Annotated in this window: 20 protein-coding genes; 12 read left to right on the plus strand and 8 right to left on the minus strand. The window is 72.7% G+C overall.

Annotation, left to right across the window (positions count from 1 at the left end; translation table 11 throughout):
• Positions 1-6: 6 nt before the first annotated feature.
• Positions 7-1,908 (minus strand): ABC transporter ATP-binding protein, encoded by a 1,902-nt coding sequence (locus BLW43_RS06600; protein WP_093250670.1) that lies wholly within the window; start codon positions 1,906-1,908, stop codon positions 7-9.
• Between the two features lie 192 nt (positions 1,909-2,100).
• Between BLW43_RS06600 and BLW43_RS23895 the strand changes: the two genes are divergently transcribed.
• Entirely contained in the window at positions 2,101-2,736 is a 636-nt protein-coding gene (locus tag BLW43_RS23895; protein ID WP_093250673.1) for a VPLPA-CTERM sorting domain-containing protein, read from the plus strand.
• Between the two features lie 67 nt (positions 2,737-2,803).
• Here the strand turns inward: BLW43_RS23895 and BLW43_RS06610 are convergent, their stop codons facing one another.
• From BLW43_RS06610 to BLW43_RS06625, 4 genes are all read right to left on the minus strand, one after another.
• Positions 2,804-4,654, minus strand: a complete 1,851-nt coding sequence (locus BLW43_RS06610) for an ABC transporter ATP-binding protein (protein ID WP_093251587.1) — start codon at positions 4,652-4,654, stop codon at positions 2,804-2,806.
• A gap of 179 nt (positions 4,655-4,833) precedes the next feature.
• On the minus strand, positions 4,834-5,712 hold the full coding sequence (locus BLW43_RS06615; RefSeq protein ID WP_093250676.1) for a hypothetical protein: 879 nt from the start codon (positions 5,710-5,712) through the stop codon (positions 4,834-4,836).
• Entirely contained in the window at positions 5,709-5,933 is a 225-nt protein-coding gene (locus BLW43_RS06620; RefSeq protein WP_093250679.1) for a hypothetical protein, read from the minus strand. The genes BLW43_RS06615 and BLW43_RS06620 overlap by 4 nt, the downstream gene beginning before the upstream one ends.
• 33 nt (positions 5,934-5,966) lie before the next feature.
• Entirely contained in the window at positions 5,967-6,863 is an 897-nt protein-coding gene (locus BLW43_RS06625; RefSeq protein ID WP_139283995.1) for a hypothetical protein, read from the minus strand.
• 86 nt (positions 6,864-6,949) lie between these two features.
• Here BLW43_RS06625 and hemF point away from each other — a divergent pair, with 86 nt between their 5' ends.
• Positions 6,950-7,906 (plus strand): oxygen-dependent coproporphyrinogen oxidase, encoded by a 957-nt coding sequence (gene hemF / locus BLW43_RS06630; protein WP_093250685.1) that lies wholly within the window; start codon positions 6,950-6,952, stop codon positions 7,904-7,906.
• Between the two features lie 49 nt (positions 7,907-7,955).
• Here the strand turns inward: hemF and BLW43_RS06635 are convergent, their stop codons facing one another.
• Positions 7,956-8,567, minus strand: a complete 612-nt coding sequence (locus BLW43_RS06635) for a flavin reductase family protein (protein ID WP_093250689.1) — start codon at positions 8,565-8,567, stop codon at positions 7,956-7,958.
• Between the two features lie 86 nt (positions 8,568-8,653).
• Between BLW43_RS06635 and BLW43_RS06640 the strand changes: the two genes are divergently transcribed.
• The 7 genes from BLW43_RS06640 (at position 8,654) to upp (ending at position 13,143) form a co-directional block, all read left to right on the plus strand.
• Positions 8,654-9,217 (plus strand): GNAT family N-acetyltransferase, encoded by a 564-nt coding sequence (locus tag BLW43_RS06640; protein ID WP_093250690.1) that lies wholly within the window; start codon positions 8,654-8,656, stop codon positions 9,215-9,217.
• 67 nt (positions 9,218-9,284) lie between these two features.
• Entirely contained in the window at positions 9,285-10,634 is a 1,350-nt protein-coding gene (locus BLW43_RS06645) for a GAF domain-containing sensor histidine kinase (protein ID WP_175478785.1), read from the plus strand.
• Positions 10,635-10,775: 141 nt separating this feature from the next.
• Entirely contained in the window at positions 10,776-11,306 is a 531-nt protein-coding gene (locus tag BLW43_RS06650; RefSeq protein ID WP_217632110.1) for a MarR family winged helix-turn-helix transcriptional regulator, read from the plus strand.
• Between the two features lie 129 nt (positions 11,307-11,435).
• Positions 11,436-11,738, plus strand: coding sequence for a hypothetical protein (locus tag BLW43_RS06655; protein ID WP_093250698.1), 303 nt, complete (start codon positions 11,436-11,438; stop codon positions 11,736-11,738).
• Between the two features lie 45 nt (positions 11,739-11,783).
• Positions 11,784-12,221, plus strand: a complete 438-nt coding sequence (locus tag BLW43_RS06660; protein WP_093250701.1) for a GNAT family N-acetyltransferase — start codon at positions 11,784-11,786, stop codon at positions 12,219-12,221.
• Positions 12,218-12,400 carry a hypothetical protein gene (locus BLW43_RS06665; RefSeq protein ID WP_093250704.1) on the plus strand — a complete coding sequence of 61 codons (183 nt, stop codon included), beginning with the start codon at positions 12,218-12,220 and terminating at the stop codon, positions 12,398-12,400. The genes BLW43_RS06660 and BLW43_RS06665 overlap by 4 nt, the downstream gene beginning before the upstream one ends.
• A 101-nt stretch (positions 12,401-12,501) precedes the next feature.
• The gene (gene upp / locus BLW43_RS06670; protein WP_093250706.1) at positions 12,502-13,143 is read left to right on the plus strand and encodes a uracil phosphoribosyltransferase; all 642 of its coding nucleotides are present in this window, start codon (positions 12,502-12,504) and stop codon (positions 13,141-13,143) included.
• A gap of 318 nt (positions 13,144-13,461) precedes the next feature.
• Here upp and BLW43_RS06675 read toward each other — a convergent pair whose 3' ends face one another.
• Entirely contained in the window at positions 13,462-14,784 is a 1,323-nt protein-coding gene (locus tag BLW43_RS06675) for an 8-oxoguanine deaminase (protein WP_093250709.1), read from the minus strand.
• Positions 14,781-16,193, minus strand: coding sequence for an allantoinase PuuE (puuE, locus tag BLW43_RS06680; protein ID WP_093250711.1), 1,413 nt, complete (start codon positions 16,191-16,193; stop codon positions 14,781-14,783). The genes BLW43_RS06675 and puuE overlap by 4 nt, the downstream gene beginning before the upstream one ends.
• A 37-nt stretch (positions 16,194-16,230) precedes the next feature.
• Between puuE and BLW43_RS06685 the strand changes: the two genes are divergently transcribed.
• From BLW43_RS06685 to xdhA, 3 genes are read left to right on the plus strand one after another with little or no spacing between them, the layout of a single operon-like run.
• Positions 16,231-16,917 (plus strand): nuclear transport factor 2 family protein, encoded by a 687-nt coding sequence (locus BLW43_RS06685; RefSeq protein ID WP_175478786.1) that lies wholly within the window; start codon positions 16,231-16,233, stop codon positions 16,915-16,917.
• Positions 16,918-16,922: 5 nt separating this feature from the next.
• The gene (gene uraH / locus BLW43_RS06690) at positions 16,923-17,267 is read left to right on the plus strand and encodes a hydroxyisourate hydrolase (RefSeq protein WP_093250714.1); all 345 of its coding nucleotides are present in this window, start codon (positions 16,923-16,925) and stop codon (positions 17,265-17,267) included.
• Entirely contained in the window at positions 17,267-18,709 is a 1,443-nt protein-coding gene (gene xdhA / locus BLW43_RS06695; protein ID WP_093250723.1) for a xanthine dehydrogenase small subunit, read from the plus strand. Before uraH ends, xdhA begins: the two co-directional genes overlap by 1 nt.
• Position 18,710 lies beyond the last annotated feature (1 nt).

The following is an 18,710-nucleotide window of genomic DNA, read 5'->3' on the forward strand; positions in this document are numbered from 1 at the left end:
GCCGCGCTACTCCGCCGCCTCCGCGCCGAGGAAGCCGCCCGACTGCCGCGCCCAGAGCTGCGCATAGAGCCCGCCCTTGGCCAGCAGCGCGCCATGCGGCCCCTGCTCGACGACGCGGCCCTGATCGAGCACAAGCACCCGGTCCATCGCCGCGATGGTGCTGAGGCGGTGCGCGATGGCCAGCACGGTCTTGTCGCGCATCACCTCCTCCAGCGCGGCCTGGATGTCGGCCTCCACCTCGCTGTCGAGCGCCGACGTCGCCTCGTCGAGCAGCAGCACGGGGGCGTCCTTCAGGATCGCGCGGGCGAGCGCGATGCGCTGGCGCTGGCCGCCCGAGAGCTTCACGCCCCGCTCGCCGAGATGGGCGGCGTAGCCGGTGCGCCCCCGTCCGTCGCGCAGGCCCTCGATGAAGTCGTGCGCGCGGGCGCGCTTCGCCGCCTCCATCGCCGCCTCCAGGCCCGCCTCCGGGCGGCCGTAGAGGATGTTGGCCAGCGCGGAGCGGTTGAAGATCGCCGTCTCCTGCGTGACCGTGCCGACGGCGCGGCGCAGGCCGTCCTGGGTGAGATCGCGGATGTCCGCGCCGTCCAGCGTCACGCGGCCCTTCTCGACGTCGTAGAGCCGCAGCAGCAGCGAGACGGCGGTGGACTTGCCGGCGCCCGAGCGCCCCACCAGCGCGACCTTCTCCCCGGCGGCGATGTCGACGTCGAGCCCCGCCACTCCGCCGGTCTCGCGGCCGTAGCGGAAGGTGACGTCCTCGAACCGCACCCGCCCCGTCACCGGCGCGGGGTCTCGCGCGCCGGGGCGGTCGGTGATGTCGTGGCGCGGCGAGAGCGTCTGCGCGCCGTCCTCGATGGTGCCGATCTCGCCGAAGATGCTGAGCGCGGAGAACGCGATCCAGTTCGACATGTTGGTGAGGCGGAAGGTCAGCATCGCCGCCATCGCCACGACGCCGATGCTCGCGGAGCCCACCTGCCACAGCCACAGCGCCCCGCCGATCAGCGCCAGCGTCACCAGCACGTTGAGGATGTTGAGCAGCACGCGCATCGCCATCATCGCCCGGCCGAAGCCGAGCGCCGCCTCGCGGTATCGCGCCAGAGCCGCCTTCGCGCTCTCCTCCTCGCGCCGGGCGTGAGCGAAGAGCTTCACCGTCTTCATGTGGCTGAGGCTGTCCACCAGACGGCCCGTCACCGCCGCACGCGCCGCCGCCCGCGCCTGCGAGCGCGCCCGCACCAGCGGCACGCCCCAGCGCAGGGCGAGGCCGAAGCCCAGCGCCCAGAGCAGCGTGACCAGCGCCAACCACGGCTCCGCCGCGGCGAGCAGCAGCGCCATCGTGGCGACGTAGCTCACAAGCATGCCGAGCGTGCTCAGCGTGTCCATCGTGACGGAGGTGGTGGCGTTGGCCGTCTGCATCTGCTTCTGCGCGATGCGCCCGGTGAAATCCTCCTCGAAGAAGCGCATCGACTGCCCCAGCGTGTGGCGATGCAGCCGCCAGATCACGAGCTGGTTCAGCGTCGGGCCGAAGGTCAGCGAGGTGAGGGCGTTCTGGCCGAGCTGCGCCAGCGGCTTGGCGACGACGACGCCGAAGCCGAGGGCGGCGAGCCAGGGCCATTCGTCGGCGAAGAACCGCTCCGGCCCCGCCGCCGCCGCGCGGTCCACCAGTCCGCCGATCAGCGCATAGACGAGCGCCTCGGCCGCGCCCAGCACAAGCGAGACGACCCCGAGCAGGACGACGGCGGGCCGTGCGTCAGTGAGCGCCCAGCGCAGGAACGGGACGAGCGCGCGCGGGGGCTCCGCGGCGGCGTATGGGCCGAACGGATCGATAAGCCGCTCGAACGGCGCGAACAGCCGCTGGAACGGCGTCGCGCCCTGCAGGGCGGCTTCCCGTTTGTCGTGGGCGTCGTCATGCATCGCGGATTCTCCCCTCGTCGCTCCACAACTAGGGCGACTCGCGTCGCCCGACACGCGGGCCTCTCTCCAAAACCCTCTTAATGTTTCGTTGAGTAATTAAACAACTTTGATAACCACGAAATCATTTCAACTTTTCCATCAAATCCACTACAACTCCCTTCAGTAGCGTAATCGAGTTGTGGAGTTTGTAACATGAAAACCCTGGTGATCGGCCTCGCCTTCGGCCTGCTCGCGGCGTCTGCTTCGGCGGCGACCGTGTCGGTTGTGAAGACCGCGCTCCCCATCGATCTCGTCGAGGCGCAGAGCGACGTGCTGGCGCCGACGAGCTTCACCGCCGGCAAGTTCCTCGCCAATCAGACCGGCTCGATCGGCGGCGTCCGTCGTTCGCCTTACGACTCGGTCGCCAGCCTCGCCGACTCCGGCGTCTACAACAGCGTTCAGGGCGGCGGCTCGGCGACCTACCTCTTCGACGCGGCGCAGGACGGCTTCTCGATCCTGTGGGGCTCGCCCGACGCGTACAACACGCTGTCGTTCTTCCTCGGCGGAACGCAGATCGATCTCGGCGTGGCGCCGGGCGTGGCCGGCATGTCGATCACCGGAGCCGAGGTCGCCGCGCTGCCGGTGTGGCAGCCCCAGCAGATCGGCCTTGCGCAGGTGGTGTTCAGCGGCTTCGAGTTCGATGAAGTCGTGCTCGCCTCGGGCGGCAACGCGTTCGAGTACGGCCTGGTCTCGACCACGCCTGCGCCGGTGCCGCTGCCGGCGGCCGCCTGGCTGCTTGCGGCCGGTCTCGGCGCCCTCGGCCTGCTGCGCCGTCGCGCGACGGCCTGAAGGGCTGCGACGATCTCCGCCCTCCCCACGCGCCTCGGCCGTGGGGAGGGCGCAGCGTGTCGGGGCGTCACTCGGCGGCGGCCGGGCCGGCGTCCTCCAGTCCGATGAAGCCGCCGGACTGGCGCGCCCAGAACCCGGCGTAGAGGCCGCGCGCGGCCAGCAGCTCGGCGTGGGGCCCCTGCTCGGCCACCCGCCCCCCGTCCAGCACCACGATGCGGTCCATCTGCGCGATGGTGCTGAGCCGATGCGCGATGGCGATCACCGTCTTGCCCGCCATCAGGCCGGTCAGCGCCGCCTGGATCTCCGCCTCCACCTCCGAATCGAGCGCCGAAGTCGCCTCGTCGAGCACGAGGATCGGCGCGTCCTTCAGCACCACCCGCGCCAGCGCGATGCGCTGGCGCTGACCGCCCGAGAGCTTCACGCCGCGCTCGCCGACATGGGCCTCGTAGCCCGAACGGCCGTTGAAATCGCGCAGGCCGAGGATGAAGTCATGCGCCGAGACGCGCCGCGCGGCGGCGACCATCGCCGCCTCCCCCGCCTCGGGCCTGCCGTACAGGATGTTGTCGCGCACCGAGCGGTGCAGAAGCGCGGTGTCCTGCGTGACCATGCCGATCCGGCGGCGCAGGCTGTCCTGCGTCACCGAGCGCACGTCCTGCCCGTCGATCTCGATGCGGCCGGCCTCGGGGTCCTGGAAGCGCAGGAGCAGGTTGACCAGCGTCGACTTCCCGGCCCCTGAGCGGCCCACCAGCCCGACGCGCTCGCCGGGGCGGATCACGAGGTCGATCCCCTCCAGCCCGCCGCCCTGTTTGCCGTAGTGGTGGCGCAGGCCGCGGAAGGCGATCTCGCCGCCTGTCACCTTGAGATCGGACGCGCCGGGCGCATCGGTGACGTCATGGGGCTGGGAGATGCTCTCCATCCCCTCGCGGATCACGCCGGCGTGCTGGAAGAGCTGCGACGTGACCCACATGATCCAGCCGGTCATGCCGTTGAGCCGCAGGGTCAGCGCCGCCGCCGCGCTGACCGCGCCGATGGAGGCGTCGCCGAGCGACCAGAGCCAGATCGCCGCGCCGACCACCGCGACGATCACCAGCCCGTTGACGGCCGCGATGCCAGCCATCATCAGCGTCATCAGCCGCAGCATCCGCGCGAAGCGCAGCCGCGACGACTTCATCGCCGAGAGGGCGAAGGCCTCCTCCCGCCTGCCATGGGCGAAGAGCTTGACGGTCGCGATGTTGCTGTAGCTGTCGACGATGCGCCCCGTCAGCGTCGACCGCGCGGCGGAATACTTCTGCGAAGCGCGCCCGATCGCCGGGATCAGCGCGCGCAGCAGCGCCAGATAGATCAGCAGCCACAGCAGCAGCGGGATCGAGAGCCGCCAGTCGATCTCGGACAGCACCAGCAGCGCGCCGATGAAATAGGCGGCGGCGTACCACAGCGCCTCGAAGCTCATGAAGGCGCTGTCCTCCACGGCGGGCCCGGTCTGCATCACCCGGTTGGCCAGCCGTCCGGCGAAGTCGTTCTGGTGGAAGCCGATGGACTGGCCGAGCAGGTGCCGGTGCGCGCGCCAGCGCACCCGCTCCAGCAGGTTGGTCGAGAGCGCCTGGTTCAGCAGCAGGTGGTTGAGCGTGATCGCCACGGGCCGCAGCAGCAGGACGAAGGCGGAGATCAGAACGAGTTCGAGCCCATTGCGCGACCAGAATCCGTCCTCGCCTTCGGCCAGCAGATCCACGACATGGCCGGCGTAGTAGATCAGCCCGGTCTCCACCAGCGCGGTCGCCAGCCCAGTCAGCGTGATGAAGCCGAGCACCCGCCGGAACGGGCGCAGATGGTCGGCGAGATAGGCCCAGAAGGTCGCCGGCGGCGCGGTTTCGGGCATGCCGTCGAACGGCGCCACGAGCCTCTCGAAGAAGCGGAACATCGGATCGGTCCTGAAACGGAAGGGATGGACGGTCGGCCCGCGCCATGCGGGCGCGGCGGTCATGCGCCGGTCAGCGCTCCGGATCGATGCATCGAGGATCCTCCCGCACACGACGCCGCGTGCCTACCGCGAATCGCGGCGGTTGTCAGCCGGGAAGCGGCAGGCGCGCGCGGGCGGCGTCAGTCGCCGCCGCCCGGTCCGCCGCCGATGGGCGCCACCGTCACCGCCGAGAGCCCCTCGCGGTCGGCGCGGTCGAGGTCCACGGCGCCGAAGGCGCGCGGGCGACCGCCGTTGCGCGCCACGACGACGAGCCGGCGCCTGCGCGACCGCGCGAGCGCCTGGTCGATCTCGCGCAGCTCGAAGCAGCGGAACGCGTTGCAGGTCTCGGCCCGCAGCGACCTCGGCAGGACGCAGCCCTGCGCCCCGTGATAGACGCATGAGCCGTGGAGCGAGCGGTCCGGCAGCGCGTCTCGGTAGAGCGCCAGCATCGCCGCAGCGTCGGCCTCCGGCCGCCGGGCGCGCTGGCGGGCGATGTCCTTCGCGCTCAGGAACGCCATCCGCCCTGCGCCGTGCTGGCAGCACCAGCCGCGACACGCCGCGCAGGCCGCGACGCCGGCGGCCTGCGGCGCGGCGGCGGCGGCTTCGGCGTCCTGCGTCGCCTCGGCATCGACGGCGGGCAGCGCGAAACCGGCCGCGACGACGCCTTCCAGATGCGCGAGGAAGGCCGCCTGCTGCGCCCGGTCGGCGGGCGCCAGCCGCCGCTCGGTGAAGGGCGCGTCCATCGTCAGCGCATCGCCCGGCGCGCCGCCCAGCGCGGCGCGGGCCGCCGCGATCGCGGGCTCGGCCGCCCTGAGCGCCGCGGCGCGGGCCTCCAGCCGCTCGGCCTCGCGCCGGGCGGCGACGCCGTCCACGGCCGCCCGGCGCGACGCCGCGGCGCAGGCGGGCGCAGAGCAGTGTCCGCCGGAGACGGCCTCGTTGGGCGTGATCGGCGCGCCGCAGCGGGCGCAGGCGCGAGGCTTGAACGCCGCGCGGGGCGGCGTCGCTCCGGCCTCGCTCACCGCTCGCTCCGCCGCGCGGCGCGCCAGCTGCGCAGCCAGTAGAGCCAGCCGCCGATGGCGATGGCCCAGCCGAACGGATAATAGGGCAGCACCGGCGACGGGTCGCCCGTCGCCGCCAGCATCGCCGGCCCGCCGAGGCCCAGCGCCGCGATCGCGACCGCAGCGACGCCGAGACCCGCCATGCCGCGCGCCCTGACGCGCTTCGCTTCGGCTTCCGTCATCGCTCTCCTTCCCTCCGGGGTTCCGCCGCCGCGTCAGTCGCCGGCGGCGCGCGGCGCGCCGCGCCGCCAGGTCTCGCGGAAGCCGGCGGCGAAGCCGTCCGCCTCCGCCGCCGCGACGTCGATCACGCCCACCGCAAGCGGCGCGGCGCCGTCGCGCGAGACCACCGCGACCGCCCTGCGCGGCCGCTCCGCCATCTCCCGCGCGATGGTGCGCTGCTCGGTGCAGTGAAAGTCGTTGCAGATGTCGGCGCGCATCGCGCGCGGCAGCGTGCAGCCCATCGGCCCGTGATAGAGGCAGGAGCCTTCCACCGGATCGTCGGGCAGAAGGTCGAGGTAGCGACGCTTCACGGCCTCCGCGTCGTCCTGCGGCCGGTCGCGGCGCGCGCGGGCGATCTCGTCCGCACTGAGGAAGGCGTGGCTCGCCGCGCCCAGGCGGCAGCAGCGGCCCCGGCAGACCGCGCAGGCCGCGGTGAGCGCCGGCGCCTCCTCCGCCTCGCCCTTCAGGCGGGCGGCGTCGGACGCCGGCGCCGGCGCCGCCGCGAAGCCCTCCGCCACGATCGCGTCGAGATGGGCGAGGAACGCGGCGCGCTGGTCGGGCCGCGCCGTCACGATCCCGGGGTCGAAGAAGGGCGCGTCGGTCACGAGCGCGTCCTCCGGCGACACGCCGACGGCGGCAAGCGCGGCGGCGACTTCGGCCCCCGCCGCTTCAAGCGCCCCGGCCCTGCTGCGCAGCCGCTCCGCCTCGGCCTTCGCCACGACCGCCGCCGCCGCGGCCTCCCGCTCGGAAGCGCGGCAGCGCCCGGCGACGCAGGCGCTCTCCGGCGCGCCGATGTCGAGGGGGGAGCCGCAGGCGGGGCACGGCGTCGGCCTCCAGCCCTTCGCCGCTGCGCCGCTGGCCACCATCATTCCGCCCGGTCCCAAGCCCTTCATCCGGCCCTCCCATCGCGACGTTGGGCCATATTGCCCGTATTGCCCCCAAAGCCTAACCCGTGGGAGCCCATGAGACGAGGACAACGATGAACCAGGCCGCCGACGCGCCCGCCCGACCCGCCGCCGCCCCCGCGCAGGCCGCCCAGCTCGCCGAGGAGCGGGCCCGCGCGGCCGCGTGGTTCGTCTCGCTGCGCGACACGATCTGCGCCGCGTTCGAAAGGCTGGAGGACGAGCAGACCGAAGGGCCCTTCGCCCATCTCCCCGCCGGCCGCTTCGAGCGCAAGGAGACGCGCCGCGCCGGCGAGGGCCCCGAGGGCGAGAAGGGCGGCGACCAGGGCGGCGGCGTGATGAGCGTGATGCGCGGCGGGCGGCTGTTCGAGAAGGTCGGCGTCAACGTCTCGGAGGTGTATGGCAGGCTCGGCGATCAGGCGCAGCGCAGCCTGACGGCGCGCCGAGCGATCCCCGGCCTCTCGACCGACCCGCGCTTCTGGGCGTCGGGCGTGTCGCTGGTGGCGCACATGCGCAGCCCCAAGGCGCCGGCCGTCCACATGAACACGCGGATGTTCTGGACGCCGTTCTGCTGGTGGTTCGGCGGCGGGACCGACCTCAACCCGATGGTCGCGGTCGACGAGGACACCGCCTTCTTCCACGGCGTCCTGAAGGAGGCCTGCGACCGCCACGACGCCGCCTTCTATCCCAAGTACAAGGCGTGGGCCGACGACTACTTCATGATCCGTCACTGGAACGAGCCGCGCGGCGTCGGCGGCATCTTCTATGACGACCACTGCACCGGGGACTGGGAGGCCGACTTCGCCTTCACGCAGGACGTCGGCCGCGCCTTCCTCGACGCCTTCGCGCCGATCACCGAGAAGCGCCGATTCGAGCGATGGACCGACGCCGACCGCGAGCACCAACTCGTGCGCCGCGGCCGCTACGCCGAGTTCAACCTCGTCTACGACCGCGGCACCCGCTTCGGGCTGGAGACCGGCCACAACCCCGAGGCGGTGCTGATGAGCCTGCCGCCAGAGGCGAAATGGCCGTGACGCGCGGCCCCGCGCCGGCTCGGCATTCGCAGCCCCGGCTTTCTTCGGCTCAGCCTTCGCCGGGCCGGGCCATCGCGAACACTTCGCGCACGACGGCGTAATCCTGGTAGCCGAGGCGGGACAGCGGGTTGAAGCGGGTCACGTCGAACCGGCCCGCCACAACGCAGTCGTCGCGCAGGTGCACGCCGACGACCTCGCCGAAGGCGACATGGTTCGCCGCGCCCGGCAGCTTCACGATCTGGGTGAGCCGGCATTCCAGCGCGGCGGGCGCGCCTGCGACGCGCGAACAGGCGATCTCGCGGCACGGCTCGCGGGCGATCCCCGCCTCCTCGAACTCGTCCACGTCGCGGCCGAAGCCGGCGGAGCTCGCGTTCATCGCGTCGCGCGCGGCATATTCCACGATGTTGACGCAGAAGACGCCGGTCTCGCGGATGTTGCCGAGGCTGTCCTTGCCGTCGCCGCGGTCGGGCTTCGAACCGGTGGAGGCGAACATCACCTGGGGCGGCGTGTAGGCGACCGCGTTGAAGAACGAGTAGGGCGCCAGATTGTCCCGCCCGTCGGCCCCGCGGGAGGAGATCCAGCCGATCGGCCGGGGCGTCACGATCGCGTTGAAAGGATTGTGCGGCAGGCCGTGGGCGTCGAGCCCCGGTCGGTAGAACATGTGATCCTCGTCGGGTGGGGGGCGGCTGGCTCAGCCGTGCGGGTCATGCTAGCCGCGCCGCGACGCTACGCAAGCGAGGGCGAGAGGTGTTCAGACTGCTGCCGGAGACGCCGCGCGACCTCGACGAGGTGGAGGCGCTGCTCGACCTCGCCTTCGCGCCGGGCCGCACGGCGCTGTCCTCCTACCGCCTGCGCGAGGGCGTCGCGCCGGTGGCTGCGCTCTGCCGCGTCGCGCGCGACGAGTATGACGCGCTGGCCGGCTGCATCCGCTTCTGGCCGGCGCTGATCGGGACGGAGGGCCGGCCGACGCTGCTGCTCGGCCCGGTCGCCGTCCACCCGACCAGGCAGGGCGAGGGGCTCGGCGCGCTGCTCATCGTCGATGCGCTGGAGCGGGCGGCGGGACTCGGCTGGGAGCGCTGCGTGCTGGTGGGCGACGAACCCTACTACCGTCGCTTCGGCTTCACGCGCGAGGCGGCGAGGGACATCGTCTTTCCGCCGCCGACGAACCCGGCGCGGGTGCTGGCCAGGGCCCTCGCGCCCGGCGCGCTGGACGGCGTCGCGGGCGAGGTGCGGCGCGCCGGGGCGCCGGCGAAAGGCCCGGATGCGGACACCGGGCCGGACCCGGGCCCGTGCCCGGACCCGGTCGCGTAAATCCTCCTTAACGAGTTCCGGCGCATGGTGAGGCGTGTGGCGAACCCATTCAGGCCGTATGACCGACATGCTCGACCCAGCCGCGCTGAGCGACGTTTCAGGCGCCGAATTCGACCGGCTGACACGGCTGGCGGCGACGGCGTTGAACACGTCCGCAGCGCTGCTGACGGTCGTCGAGCCCACGCGGCAGGTGTTCCTGTCGCAGACCGGCCTTCCGGAGTTCTGGGCGCGCCGCGGATCGTCGCCGCTCTCGCATTCGATCTGCAAGCATGTGGTCGCGCGCGGCGAGATGCTCGACGTGCCGGACGCCCGCAAGCATCCCGCCCTGAGGGACAACGGCGCCATCGAGGCCATGAACGCCGTCGCCTATCTCGGAACGCCGGTCCATGACGCCGAAGGGCGCGCCATCGGCGCGCTCTGCGTCATCGACGGCGAGCCGCGGAAATGGTCCGCGCAGGACCGCGAGACGCTCTCGACGCTCGCCGCTGCGGTCGACACCGCGGTGGCCCTGCGCGCGGCCCTGCGCCGCCAGACCGAAGAGATGGACGAGCTGAACCGCATCAACGAATCACTCTCCGCCCAGATGGCCGAGCTGACCATGGCGCGGCTTTCCGCCGAGGCCGCGCTGACCCGCCAGACCCGATTCATCGCCGGGCTAAGCCATGAGGTGCGCACGCCCCTGAACGGCGTGCTCGGCGGCCTGTCGCTGCTGGAGGCGTCGTCGGACCCCGGCCAGACCCAGCGCGTCCACGCCATGATCCGGGCCTCCGCGAACGCGCTCAGCGACTGCGTCGACGATCTCGTGACCTATTGCCGGATAGGCTCGGGCGAGGAGCGGCCATCGCTCGACGCCTTCGCGCCCGCGCGCGTCGCGCGGGAGGCGCTGAGCGCCATCGAGGCGAGCGCCGCCGCCAAGGGGCTCTCCATGTCGGTGGCGCGCGCCACCGACGCGCCGGAGAGCTGGGTCGGCGACGAGCGGCGGGTCCGCGGCGTGCTGATCAACCTCCTGGGCAACGCCGTGAAGTACACCGAGAGCGGCTCGGTCGCCGTTAAGATCGAGCGCTGGGGCGACGCGCTCGCCCTGCGGGTCGTCGACACCGGGCGCGGCGTCCAGCCCGCCCACGCCGACGCGATCTTCGAGCCCTTCAACCGCGGCGATCCCGAGACAGCCCGCACGGCGAGCGGCTCCGGCCTCGGTCTCGCCATCGCCCGCAAGACCGCGGAGCTGCTCGGGGGGTCGCTGACGCTCGAGCGCACGGCGGACGCGACGGGCGCCTCGTTCCTGCTGCTGCTCCCGCCGCCCGGCGCCGCCGTCGCGCGCCCGTCGCAGGGCCCGGCCGGCGTCACCGCGGCAAGAGCAGAGGGCGCGGCCTCGGAGGGGGGCGGCGAAGGCCTCAGCGCGCGCCGGACCGGTTGATCTGACGCGTCCTGATGCGCCGCGCGAGGTTGACACGCCGCTCAGGACGTGGACCGTTTCAGGATGAGACGGGGTGGGACGAACGCCATGGATGAGACATATCTTCGCGCCGGGCGCGTGGCGTTTGGCGGAGCGCCGAGTGTGGCGAGACGCGCCGCCGGGGCGAAGGGCGGCTCGGGCGCCGCGCGCCCCGAAGACTTCGCGGCCCGCCCTCTGCGCCTCGACGACCAGCTGTGCTTCGCGCTCTACGCCGCGACCAACGCGGTGGTGCGCGCCTACCGGCCGATGCTGCGCGAACTCGGGCTCACCTATCCGCAGTATCTCGTGATGCTCGCGCTGTGGCAGGACGGGCCGAGCCCCATCGGGACCATCGCCGACCGGCTGAGCCTGCCCCAGAACGCGCTCAGCCCGCTGCTCGAGCGCCTCTCCAAGAACGGTCTGGTGCGCCGCCAGCGCGATCCGGCCGACCGGCGGGTGATCCACATCTCGCTGACGGAGGCGGGCGCGGCTCTCGAGCCGGCGGCGTCCCGCGTCCAGCAGGCCGTGGAGTGCCATACCGGGCTCGACCCCGACGCGCTCGCGGCGATGCGCGGCGCGCTGCGCGCGCTTGCGCTGCGGACCGCCTCGGCAGGCGGACCGGGAGACGATCTCCCCGACGAAACCGAGACCTGACGCCGCCGCCGGCGCCGCCTTCGAAGACCCCATCTCCACGCGGCCCGTCGCGTCGGCCAGCGACGAAATGGCGAGTGCATTCTTGCGGGACATCGCCTATGTTGCAGTGCACAACAGGAGGCCGCGGCGATGACGCCCAAAGCGATGATGAAGTCCTACGAAGCGTGGTTCCGCCTTGCGACCGGCATGGCGAAGCTCGGCGTCGCCGCGAACGAAGTGGTTCTGCGCCGCACCGCCATGATGGCGATGGGCGCGATGAAGCCGCACGAGGCGACGAGGATGCTGCTGGAGAAGCCCGCCGCCTTCGCGCAGGCGGCGCAGAAGGCCGCGATGGCCGCCGCCGGCGGCAGCGACGCGACCGCCATCGCGACGGCCGCGCTCAGGCCGATCAAGGTCGCCGCCTCGGCCAACGCGCGGCGGCTGCGCAAGTAGCCCGACGCGCTGGCGCCGCGCCCCGCGACCTGCTAAGCGCGACGCATGACCGACATCAGACCCTTGAAAGCGCAGGACGAAGGCGACTGGCGCCGGCTCTGGGCCGACTATCTCGCCTTCTATGAGACCACGCGCCCGGACAGCGTGTTCCGGGCGACTTTCACGCGGCTGCTCGACGCCGCCGAGCCGATGCGCGGCCTCGTCGCCGTGGCCGACGGCCGCGTTGTCGGGCTCGCCCACCTCATCTTCCATCGCCATTGCTGGAGCGAGGGCGACACCTGCTACCTGCAGGATCTCTATGTCGATCAGGACATGCGCGGCGAGGGCCTCGGCCGCAAGCTGATCGAGGCGTGCTACGCCGAGGCGGACGCGGCCGGCGCGGTCACGGTCTACTGGATGACGCAGGAGTTCAACTACGCCGCGCGGATGCTGTACGACCGAGTCGGCGTGCGCACCCCGTTCATCAAGTATCAGCGGCCATGATCCTGATCCTGGCCTTTCTCGCCGGCGCCGCGCTGGGCGCCTTTCGCGCGAAGTCCCGCGGCGGGTCGGTCGGCGACATGGCGCAGTACGGCATCGCCCACGGCTTCGCCGGGCTCGTCGCCGCCGCCGCCGTCGCGCTGTTTGCGGCGCTCACGGGTCTGAGCGACGCGCTGATCTGACGGCGACGACGCGACGGGCGGATGGGCCGCTGCGCGCGCCGGCGATTTCCAGCGGCCGGCGCAGGCGGTAGAGCATGGCCGCAGACGCAAGGAGCCACGCGATGACCGCCGAACACCCCTCCCTCACGATCGTCGATCACCCCCTCGTCCAGCACAAGCTGACCCTGATGCGCGAGAAGGATGGCTCGACGGCGCGCTTCCGTCGCCTCCTGCGCGAGATCAGCCTGCTGCTCGGCTACGAGGTGCTGCGCGACCTGCCGCTGACCTCGCGCCGCATCGAGACGCCGCTGGAGGCGATGGACAGCCCAGAGATCGAGGGCAAGAAGCTGGCGCTGGTCTCGATCCTGCGCGCCGGCAACGGCATGCTGGAGCCGCTGCTGGAACTGGCGCCTTCGGCGCGGGTGGGCTTTCTGGGGCTGTACCGAGACCACGAGACGCTTCAGCCGGTGGAGTACTACTGCAAGCTGCCGAGCGAACTCGCGGCGCGGCCCGTCATCCTCGTGGACCCGATGCTGGCGACCGCGAACTCGGCCGTGGCGGCGGTGGACAAGGTCAAGGAGTCCGGCGCCCAGGACGTCCGGATGATGACGCTGCTCTGCGCGCCGGAGGGCGTGCGACGCATGGCCGAGGCGCACCCCGACGTGCGCGTGTTCACCGCCGCGCTGGACCGGGAGCTGAACGACAAGGGCTACATCCTGCCGGGGCTGGGCGACGCCGGCGACCGGATGTTCGGCACGAAGTAAGGCCCGGGGAACGAAGCACAGGCGGCTCAGCGCGGAAGGCGGCCTGTGGCCTGAAGGCGCCTCGCTCGACCCTTGGCCCGTGCGACCAGCACGGGCCGCGCCCTCCCTCCCCCAAGGGAGGGCGCATTGCAACGCCTCAACCCGCTGCGCCGTCGAAGTTGTTTGCCCCATAAACCGCGCCGCTCAGCCGTCGCGAAGCGCCCACCCGAGGGAGGGCGCGGCCCTCATCGCTCAAGAGGCGCCGCGGGGCGGACGGCTGAAATCCGCGCATGGCGGTCGAACATAGCGGATGGACCGAGACCGCCCTGGCCCGGCCCCCTACCTGAACGCCAGCGCCATGGCGCCGTGCTCGGCGCGAAGGCGGGCGACGTCGACGCCGACCGGCGCGCCGTGTTCCAGCACCCAGCGGCCGGCGACCATCGCCCGGTCGGCGCGATGCGCGCCGCAGAGCAGCAGCGCCGAAAGCGGATCATGCGCGCCGGAGAAGCGCAGCTCGTCAAGCCTGAAAAGCGCCAGATCGGCCTGCAGGCCGGGCGCGATGCGGCCGATGTCGGCGCGGCCGAGGCACGAGGCGGAGCCCTCGGTCGCCCAGGCGAGCACGTCGCGGCAGGGCATGTCGGCGCCATAGACGTGCCGCGCCAGCATCAGCGCATGGCGCGCGCCCTCCATCGCGTTGGAGCTGTCGTTGGAGGCCGACCCGTCGACGCCCAGGCCCAGCTTGACCCCCGCCGCAACCATTTCCCGCGTCCGGCAGGCGCCGGAGGCCAGCACCATGTTCGAAGTCGGGCAATGGCAGACGCCGACGCCCGCCGCGGCGAGCCGCGTGATCTCGCCGTCGTCGAAGTGCACGCCATGGGCGAGCCAGGTGCGCGGGCCCATCCAGCCGCACTGCTCCAGATAGTCGAGCGGGCGCAGGCCGAAGGCTTCGCGGCAGAAGGCGTCCTCGTCGGCGGTCTCGGCGAGATGGGTGTGCAGGCCGCAGCCCGTCTGGGCCGCGAGCGCCGCGCTGTCGCGCATCAGCTCGCGCGTCACGGAGAAGGGCGAGCATGGCGCGAGCGCCACCTGCGTCATCGCCCCCTCGCCGGCGTCGTGCCAGCGCGCCACCGTGCGGGCGCTGTCGGCCATGATCGCGTCATGGGACTGGATGACGTCGTCCGGCGGCAGGCCGCCCGCGCTTCGCCCGAGGTTCATCGAGCCGCGGTTGAGCGTGATGCGCACGCCGAGCCGCGCGGCCTCCTCCGCCTGGATGTCCATGGCGTCGTCCATGCCGGCCGGAAAGACGTACTGGTGGTCGGAGGAGGTCGTGACGCCGGACATCAGCAGTTCGGTCAGCGCCAGCCGCGTCGCCAGCCGAAGCGCCTCGGGCGTCAGCCGCGACCAGAGCGGATAGAGCGCCTGCAGCCATGGAAACAGGGGGCGGTCGATGGCGTCGGGGTGGCAGCGCGTCAGCGTCTGGTAGAAATGATGGTGCGCGTTCACGAGCCCGGGCAGGACGACATGGGCCGAGGCGTCGAACGCCGCGTCATGCGCCGGAACGAAGCCCGGCGCGACCAGCGCCGCGATGCGCCCGCCTTCGATCACCACGCCGCCGCCGGCGCCCTCGGCGAGGATGGCGAGCGGGTTCCTGAGCCAGAGCCTCACGACAGCAGCGCGTCGAGGCGCAGGCGGGCGATGCGCTCGACCTGCCGGCACGCCTCGGCGACCTCCGTGGGCGGGTCGGCGGCCAGCCGCGCCTCGAAGGTGTAGAGAATCGACGCCTTGTCGTGGTCGCGCACGGCGATGATGAAGGGGAAGCCGAACTTCTCCTGATAGGCGGCGTTGAGCTGCGTGAAGCGGGCGCGCTCGGCGTCCGTCAGCGCGTCGAGCCCGGCGGAGGCCTGCTCCGCCGCGCTCTCCGCCGTCAGCCGCCGCGCCGCGGCGAGCCTGCCGGCGAGATCGGGATGGGCGCGCAGCACGTCGCGCCGCTCGTCGGCCGAGGCGAGCCGGAACTGCGCGCAGAGCGCGCCGTGCAGCCCCGCGGCGCGGTCATGGGCCGGGCCGAGTTCGGCGGCGTGGGCGCGCTCGGCGACCCAGGGCGAATGCTCGAACACGGCCCCGAAGCGGGCTAGGAACGCCTCGCGGTCCATGGCGGAGGGTCTTTCGCGCGATGCGAAGGGGTGCGTCGCCGCCCAGTGGCGGGCGATGTCAAGCCGCGTCGCGACCCAGGCCCGGTCATGGGCGCGCACATGGTCGAGAAACCGCGCCAGCGCCGCCGCCCTGCCCGGCCGCCCCGCAAGGCGGCAATGCAGCCCGACGCTCATCATCGCCGGCCTGCCCGCAAGCCCCTCGGCATACAGGGCGTCGAAACTGTCGCGCAGGTAGGCGAAGAACTGGTCGCCCGAGTTGAAGCCCTGCGGCGTGGCGAAGCGCATGTCGTTGGCGTCGAGCGTGTAGGGAACGATGAGCTGGGCGCGGCCTTCGTGCTCGCGCCAGTAGGGCAGATCGTCGGCGTAGCTGTCGGCGACGTACTCGAACCCGCCCTCCTCGCTGGCGAGGTCGACGCTATTAATCGAGCAACGGCCGAGATACCAGCCGTGCGGCCGCTCGCCGGTCGCCGCGACGTGCAGGCGGATCGCCTCGGCCATGTGGGCGGCCTCGTCCTCGCGCGGGAAATCCCTGTACTCGATCCATTTGAGACCGTGGGAGGCGATCTCCCACCCCGCCTCGCGCATCGCCGCCACCTGTTCCGGGCCGCGCATCAGCGCCGTCGCGACGCCGAACACCGTCACCGGAAGGCCCCGGTCGACGAACAGGCGGTGCAGCCGCCAGAACCCGGCCCGCGCCCCGTACTCGTAGATCGTCTCCATGTTCCAGTGGCGCTGGCCGGGCCAGGCGCTCGCGCCGACGATCTCCGACAGGAAGGCTTCCGAGCCCGCGTCGCCATGGAGCAGGCAGTTTTCGCCGCCCTCCTCGTAGTTGACGACGAAATTGACGGCGACGACCGCCCCGCCGGGCCATTTGGGGTCTGGCGGGGTCGCGCCGTAGCCGGCAAGGTCTCTGGGGTAACGCATGGGCTGAGGCTCCGGGGCGCGTGGCGGGCGGCGCAGCATGGCGCCGAACCGCCCCGGCTATCCAGCCCCTGCGGACGGTGCGGGAGAGATGATGGGATCGTCGAGCAAGCGCGCCCTCGCGGCGCTTTCCCTCGGCGGCGCGGCCCTCTGCGGCGCTGCGCCGGCAGCCGAGGTCCGCCCCGGCGTCGAGTTCGCCGGAAAGCTCGCGGCGGACGGGACGACGGCGGCGATGGCGCAGGCGCTGATCTTCGACTTCGCGACCTCCTGGGCGGCCTGCGACGCGCAGGCGATGCGCCGCGCGCTGGCGGAGGACGTGGCGTTCTCCTACCCGACCACGGCGCATCTCGGGCGGGACGCGGCGCTGGCGGACCTCGCGCTCTTCTGCGAACAGGCGGCCGACACGAGCTTCTGGTTTCCCGCCGACGCCTTCACCATCGACGCGGAGGCCGGCCGCGCGGCGGTGGAGGTGCAGTTCCGCACCTTCCAGCGCGGCGCGCGGCAGGCGGTGAACGACGTCTGGGTGGTCCATTTCGCCGATGGGCGCATCACCGTGCTCAAGGAATACCTCGACGGCCGGGTGAAGGATCTGCAGGCGCTCGGCGTTCTAGAACTCGACGAGAGCCCGGAGACGCTGACGCCATGGCCGCCGCGCACCGCCGCCTGGGAGGCCTGCTTTCCCGTGGTGAAGGCCGCCCCGATCAACGACTGCCCGCCCAAGGAGTAGGCGCAATGGCCGCAAGCCTGACGACCCATGTGCTGGACCTCGCCGCCGGCAGACCCGCCGCCGGCATGGCCGTGGAGCTCTACCGGCTCGACGGCGACGGCGAGACGCTGGTGACGCGCTTCCACACCAACGCCGACGGCCGCTCGGACGGGCCGATCCTCGGCGACGCCACGCCGCGGAGCGGGGTTTACGAACTGCGCTTCCACGTCTCGGACTACCTGAAGACCGGGCGGGAGACGCCGTTCCTCGGGGTGGTTCCGGTGCGCTTCGGGCTCGATGCGGAGGGCGGGCACCATCACGTCCCCCTGCTGCTGTCGCCCTACGGATACTCGACCTACCGGGGAAGCTGATGGCGCGCGACCATGTCCGGCTGCTGCTGAACGACGACGCGGTGTCGGCGCGGCCCGGCCCGCGCGACACGCTGCTCGACTTCCTGCGGCTGGAGCGCCGGCTGCGTGGAACCAAGGAGGGCTGCGCCGAGGGCGACTGCGGCGCCTGCACGGTGCTCGTCGGCAGGCCGGACGGCGACGGCATGTCCTATGCGCCGGTCAACGCCTGCATCCGCCTGACGGGTTCGCTCGACGGCGCCCATGTCGTAACGGTCGAGGGACTGGGGACGCCGGCGGCGCCGCACCCGGTTCAGGCGGCTATGGTGGCGCATCACGGCAGCCAGTGCGGCTTCTGCACGCCGGGGATCGTCATGGCGCTGGCCGCGCTCCGGATGCAGGGCGGCAGGCCGTCGGACGCCGAGATCGACCGCGCGCTGCAGGGCAACCTCTGCCGCTGCACCGGCTACGCCCCCATCGTGCGGGCTGCGGAGGCCGCCTGCGCCGCGCCGCGCGAGGCCGATCCGCTGACGGCCGGCGCCGGGGCGGTCGCGGCGCGGCTTCGCGCGATGGCGGACGGCGCGCGGATCGACATCGGCGCGGGAGAGGACCGCCTCATCGTCCCCTCCGACGCCGACGACCTCGCCGCCGCGCTGGCGGAGGCGCCGGGGGCGACGCTGGTCGCCGGCGCGACGGACGTGGGCCTGTGGATCACCAAGAACCTGCGGCCGGTCGGGGCGACGATCCTCATCGGCGGCGTCAGGGAGCTGCACGTCATCGAGGAGAGCGCGGCGGGCCTGCGCCTCGGCGCCTGCGTCAGCTATGCGCAGGCGGCGCCCGCCCTGCTGCGGGCGCATCCCGAACTTGCGGCGCTGTGGTCGCGGATCGGCGGGCCGCAGGTGCGGGCGATGGGCACGATCGGCGGCAACATCGCCAACGGTTCGCCTATCGGCGACACGCCGCCGCCCTTCATCGCGCTTGGCGCGCGGCTGACGCTGCGGCGCGGCGCGGCGCGGCGGGAGACCGCGCTGGAGGACTTCTTCCTCGGCTACGGCGAACAGGACCGCGCGGCCGACGAGTTCATCGAGAGCGTGTTCCTGCCCGCTCCGGGGCCCGGCGAGCGGCTCCGCGTGGCGAAGCTCTCAAAGCGGCGCGACGAGGACATCTCGACGGTCTGCGGCGCGATGTGGCTGCGGCTCGACGCCTCCGGCACGGTCGAGGCGGCCCGCATCGCGTTCGGCGGCATGGCCGGCACGCCCGCCCGCGCCCCGTGCGCCGAGGCCGCGCTGGTCGGAAAGATCTGGGGCGAGGCGGCGGCGGAGGCCGCGGCGGCGGCGCTGGCGGCGGACTTCGCGCCGCTCAGCGACTGGCGCGGCTCGGCCGCCTATCGCCGCATCGCCGCCGCCAACCTGCTGCGCCGCTTCGCGCTGGAGGACGCCGGCGCGCAAGGGCTGGAGGTCGCCTGAC

The sequence above is a fragment of the Rubrimonas cliftonensis genome (assembly GCF_900107585.1).
GTDB lineage: Bacteria > Pseudomonadota > Alphaproteobacteria > Rhodobacterales > Rhodobacteraceae > Rubrimonas > Rubrimonas cliftonensis.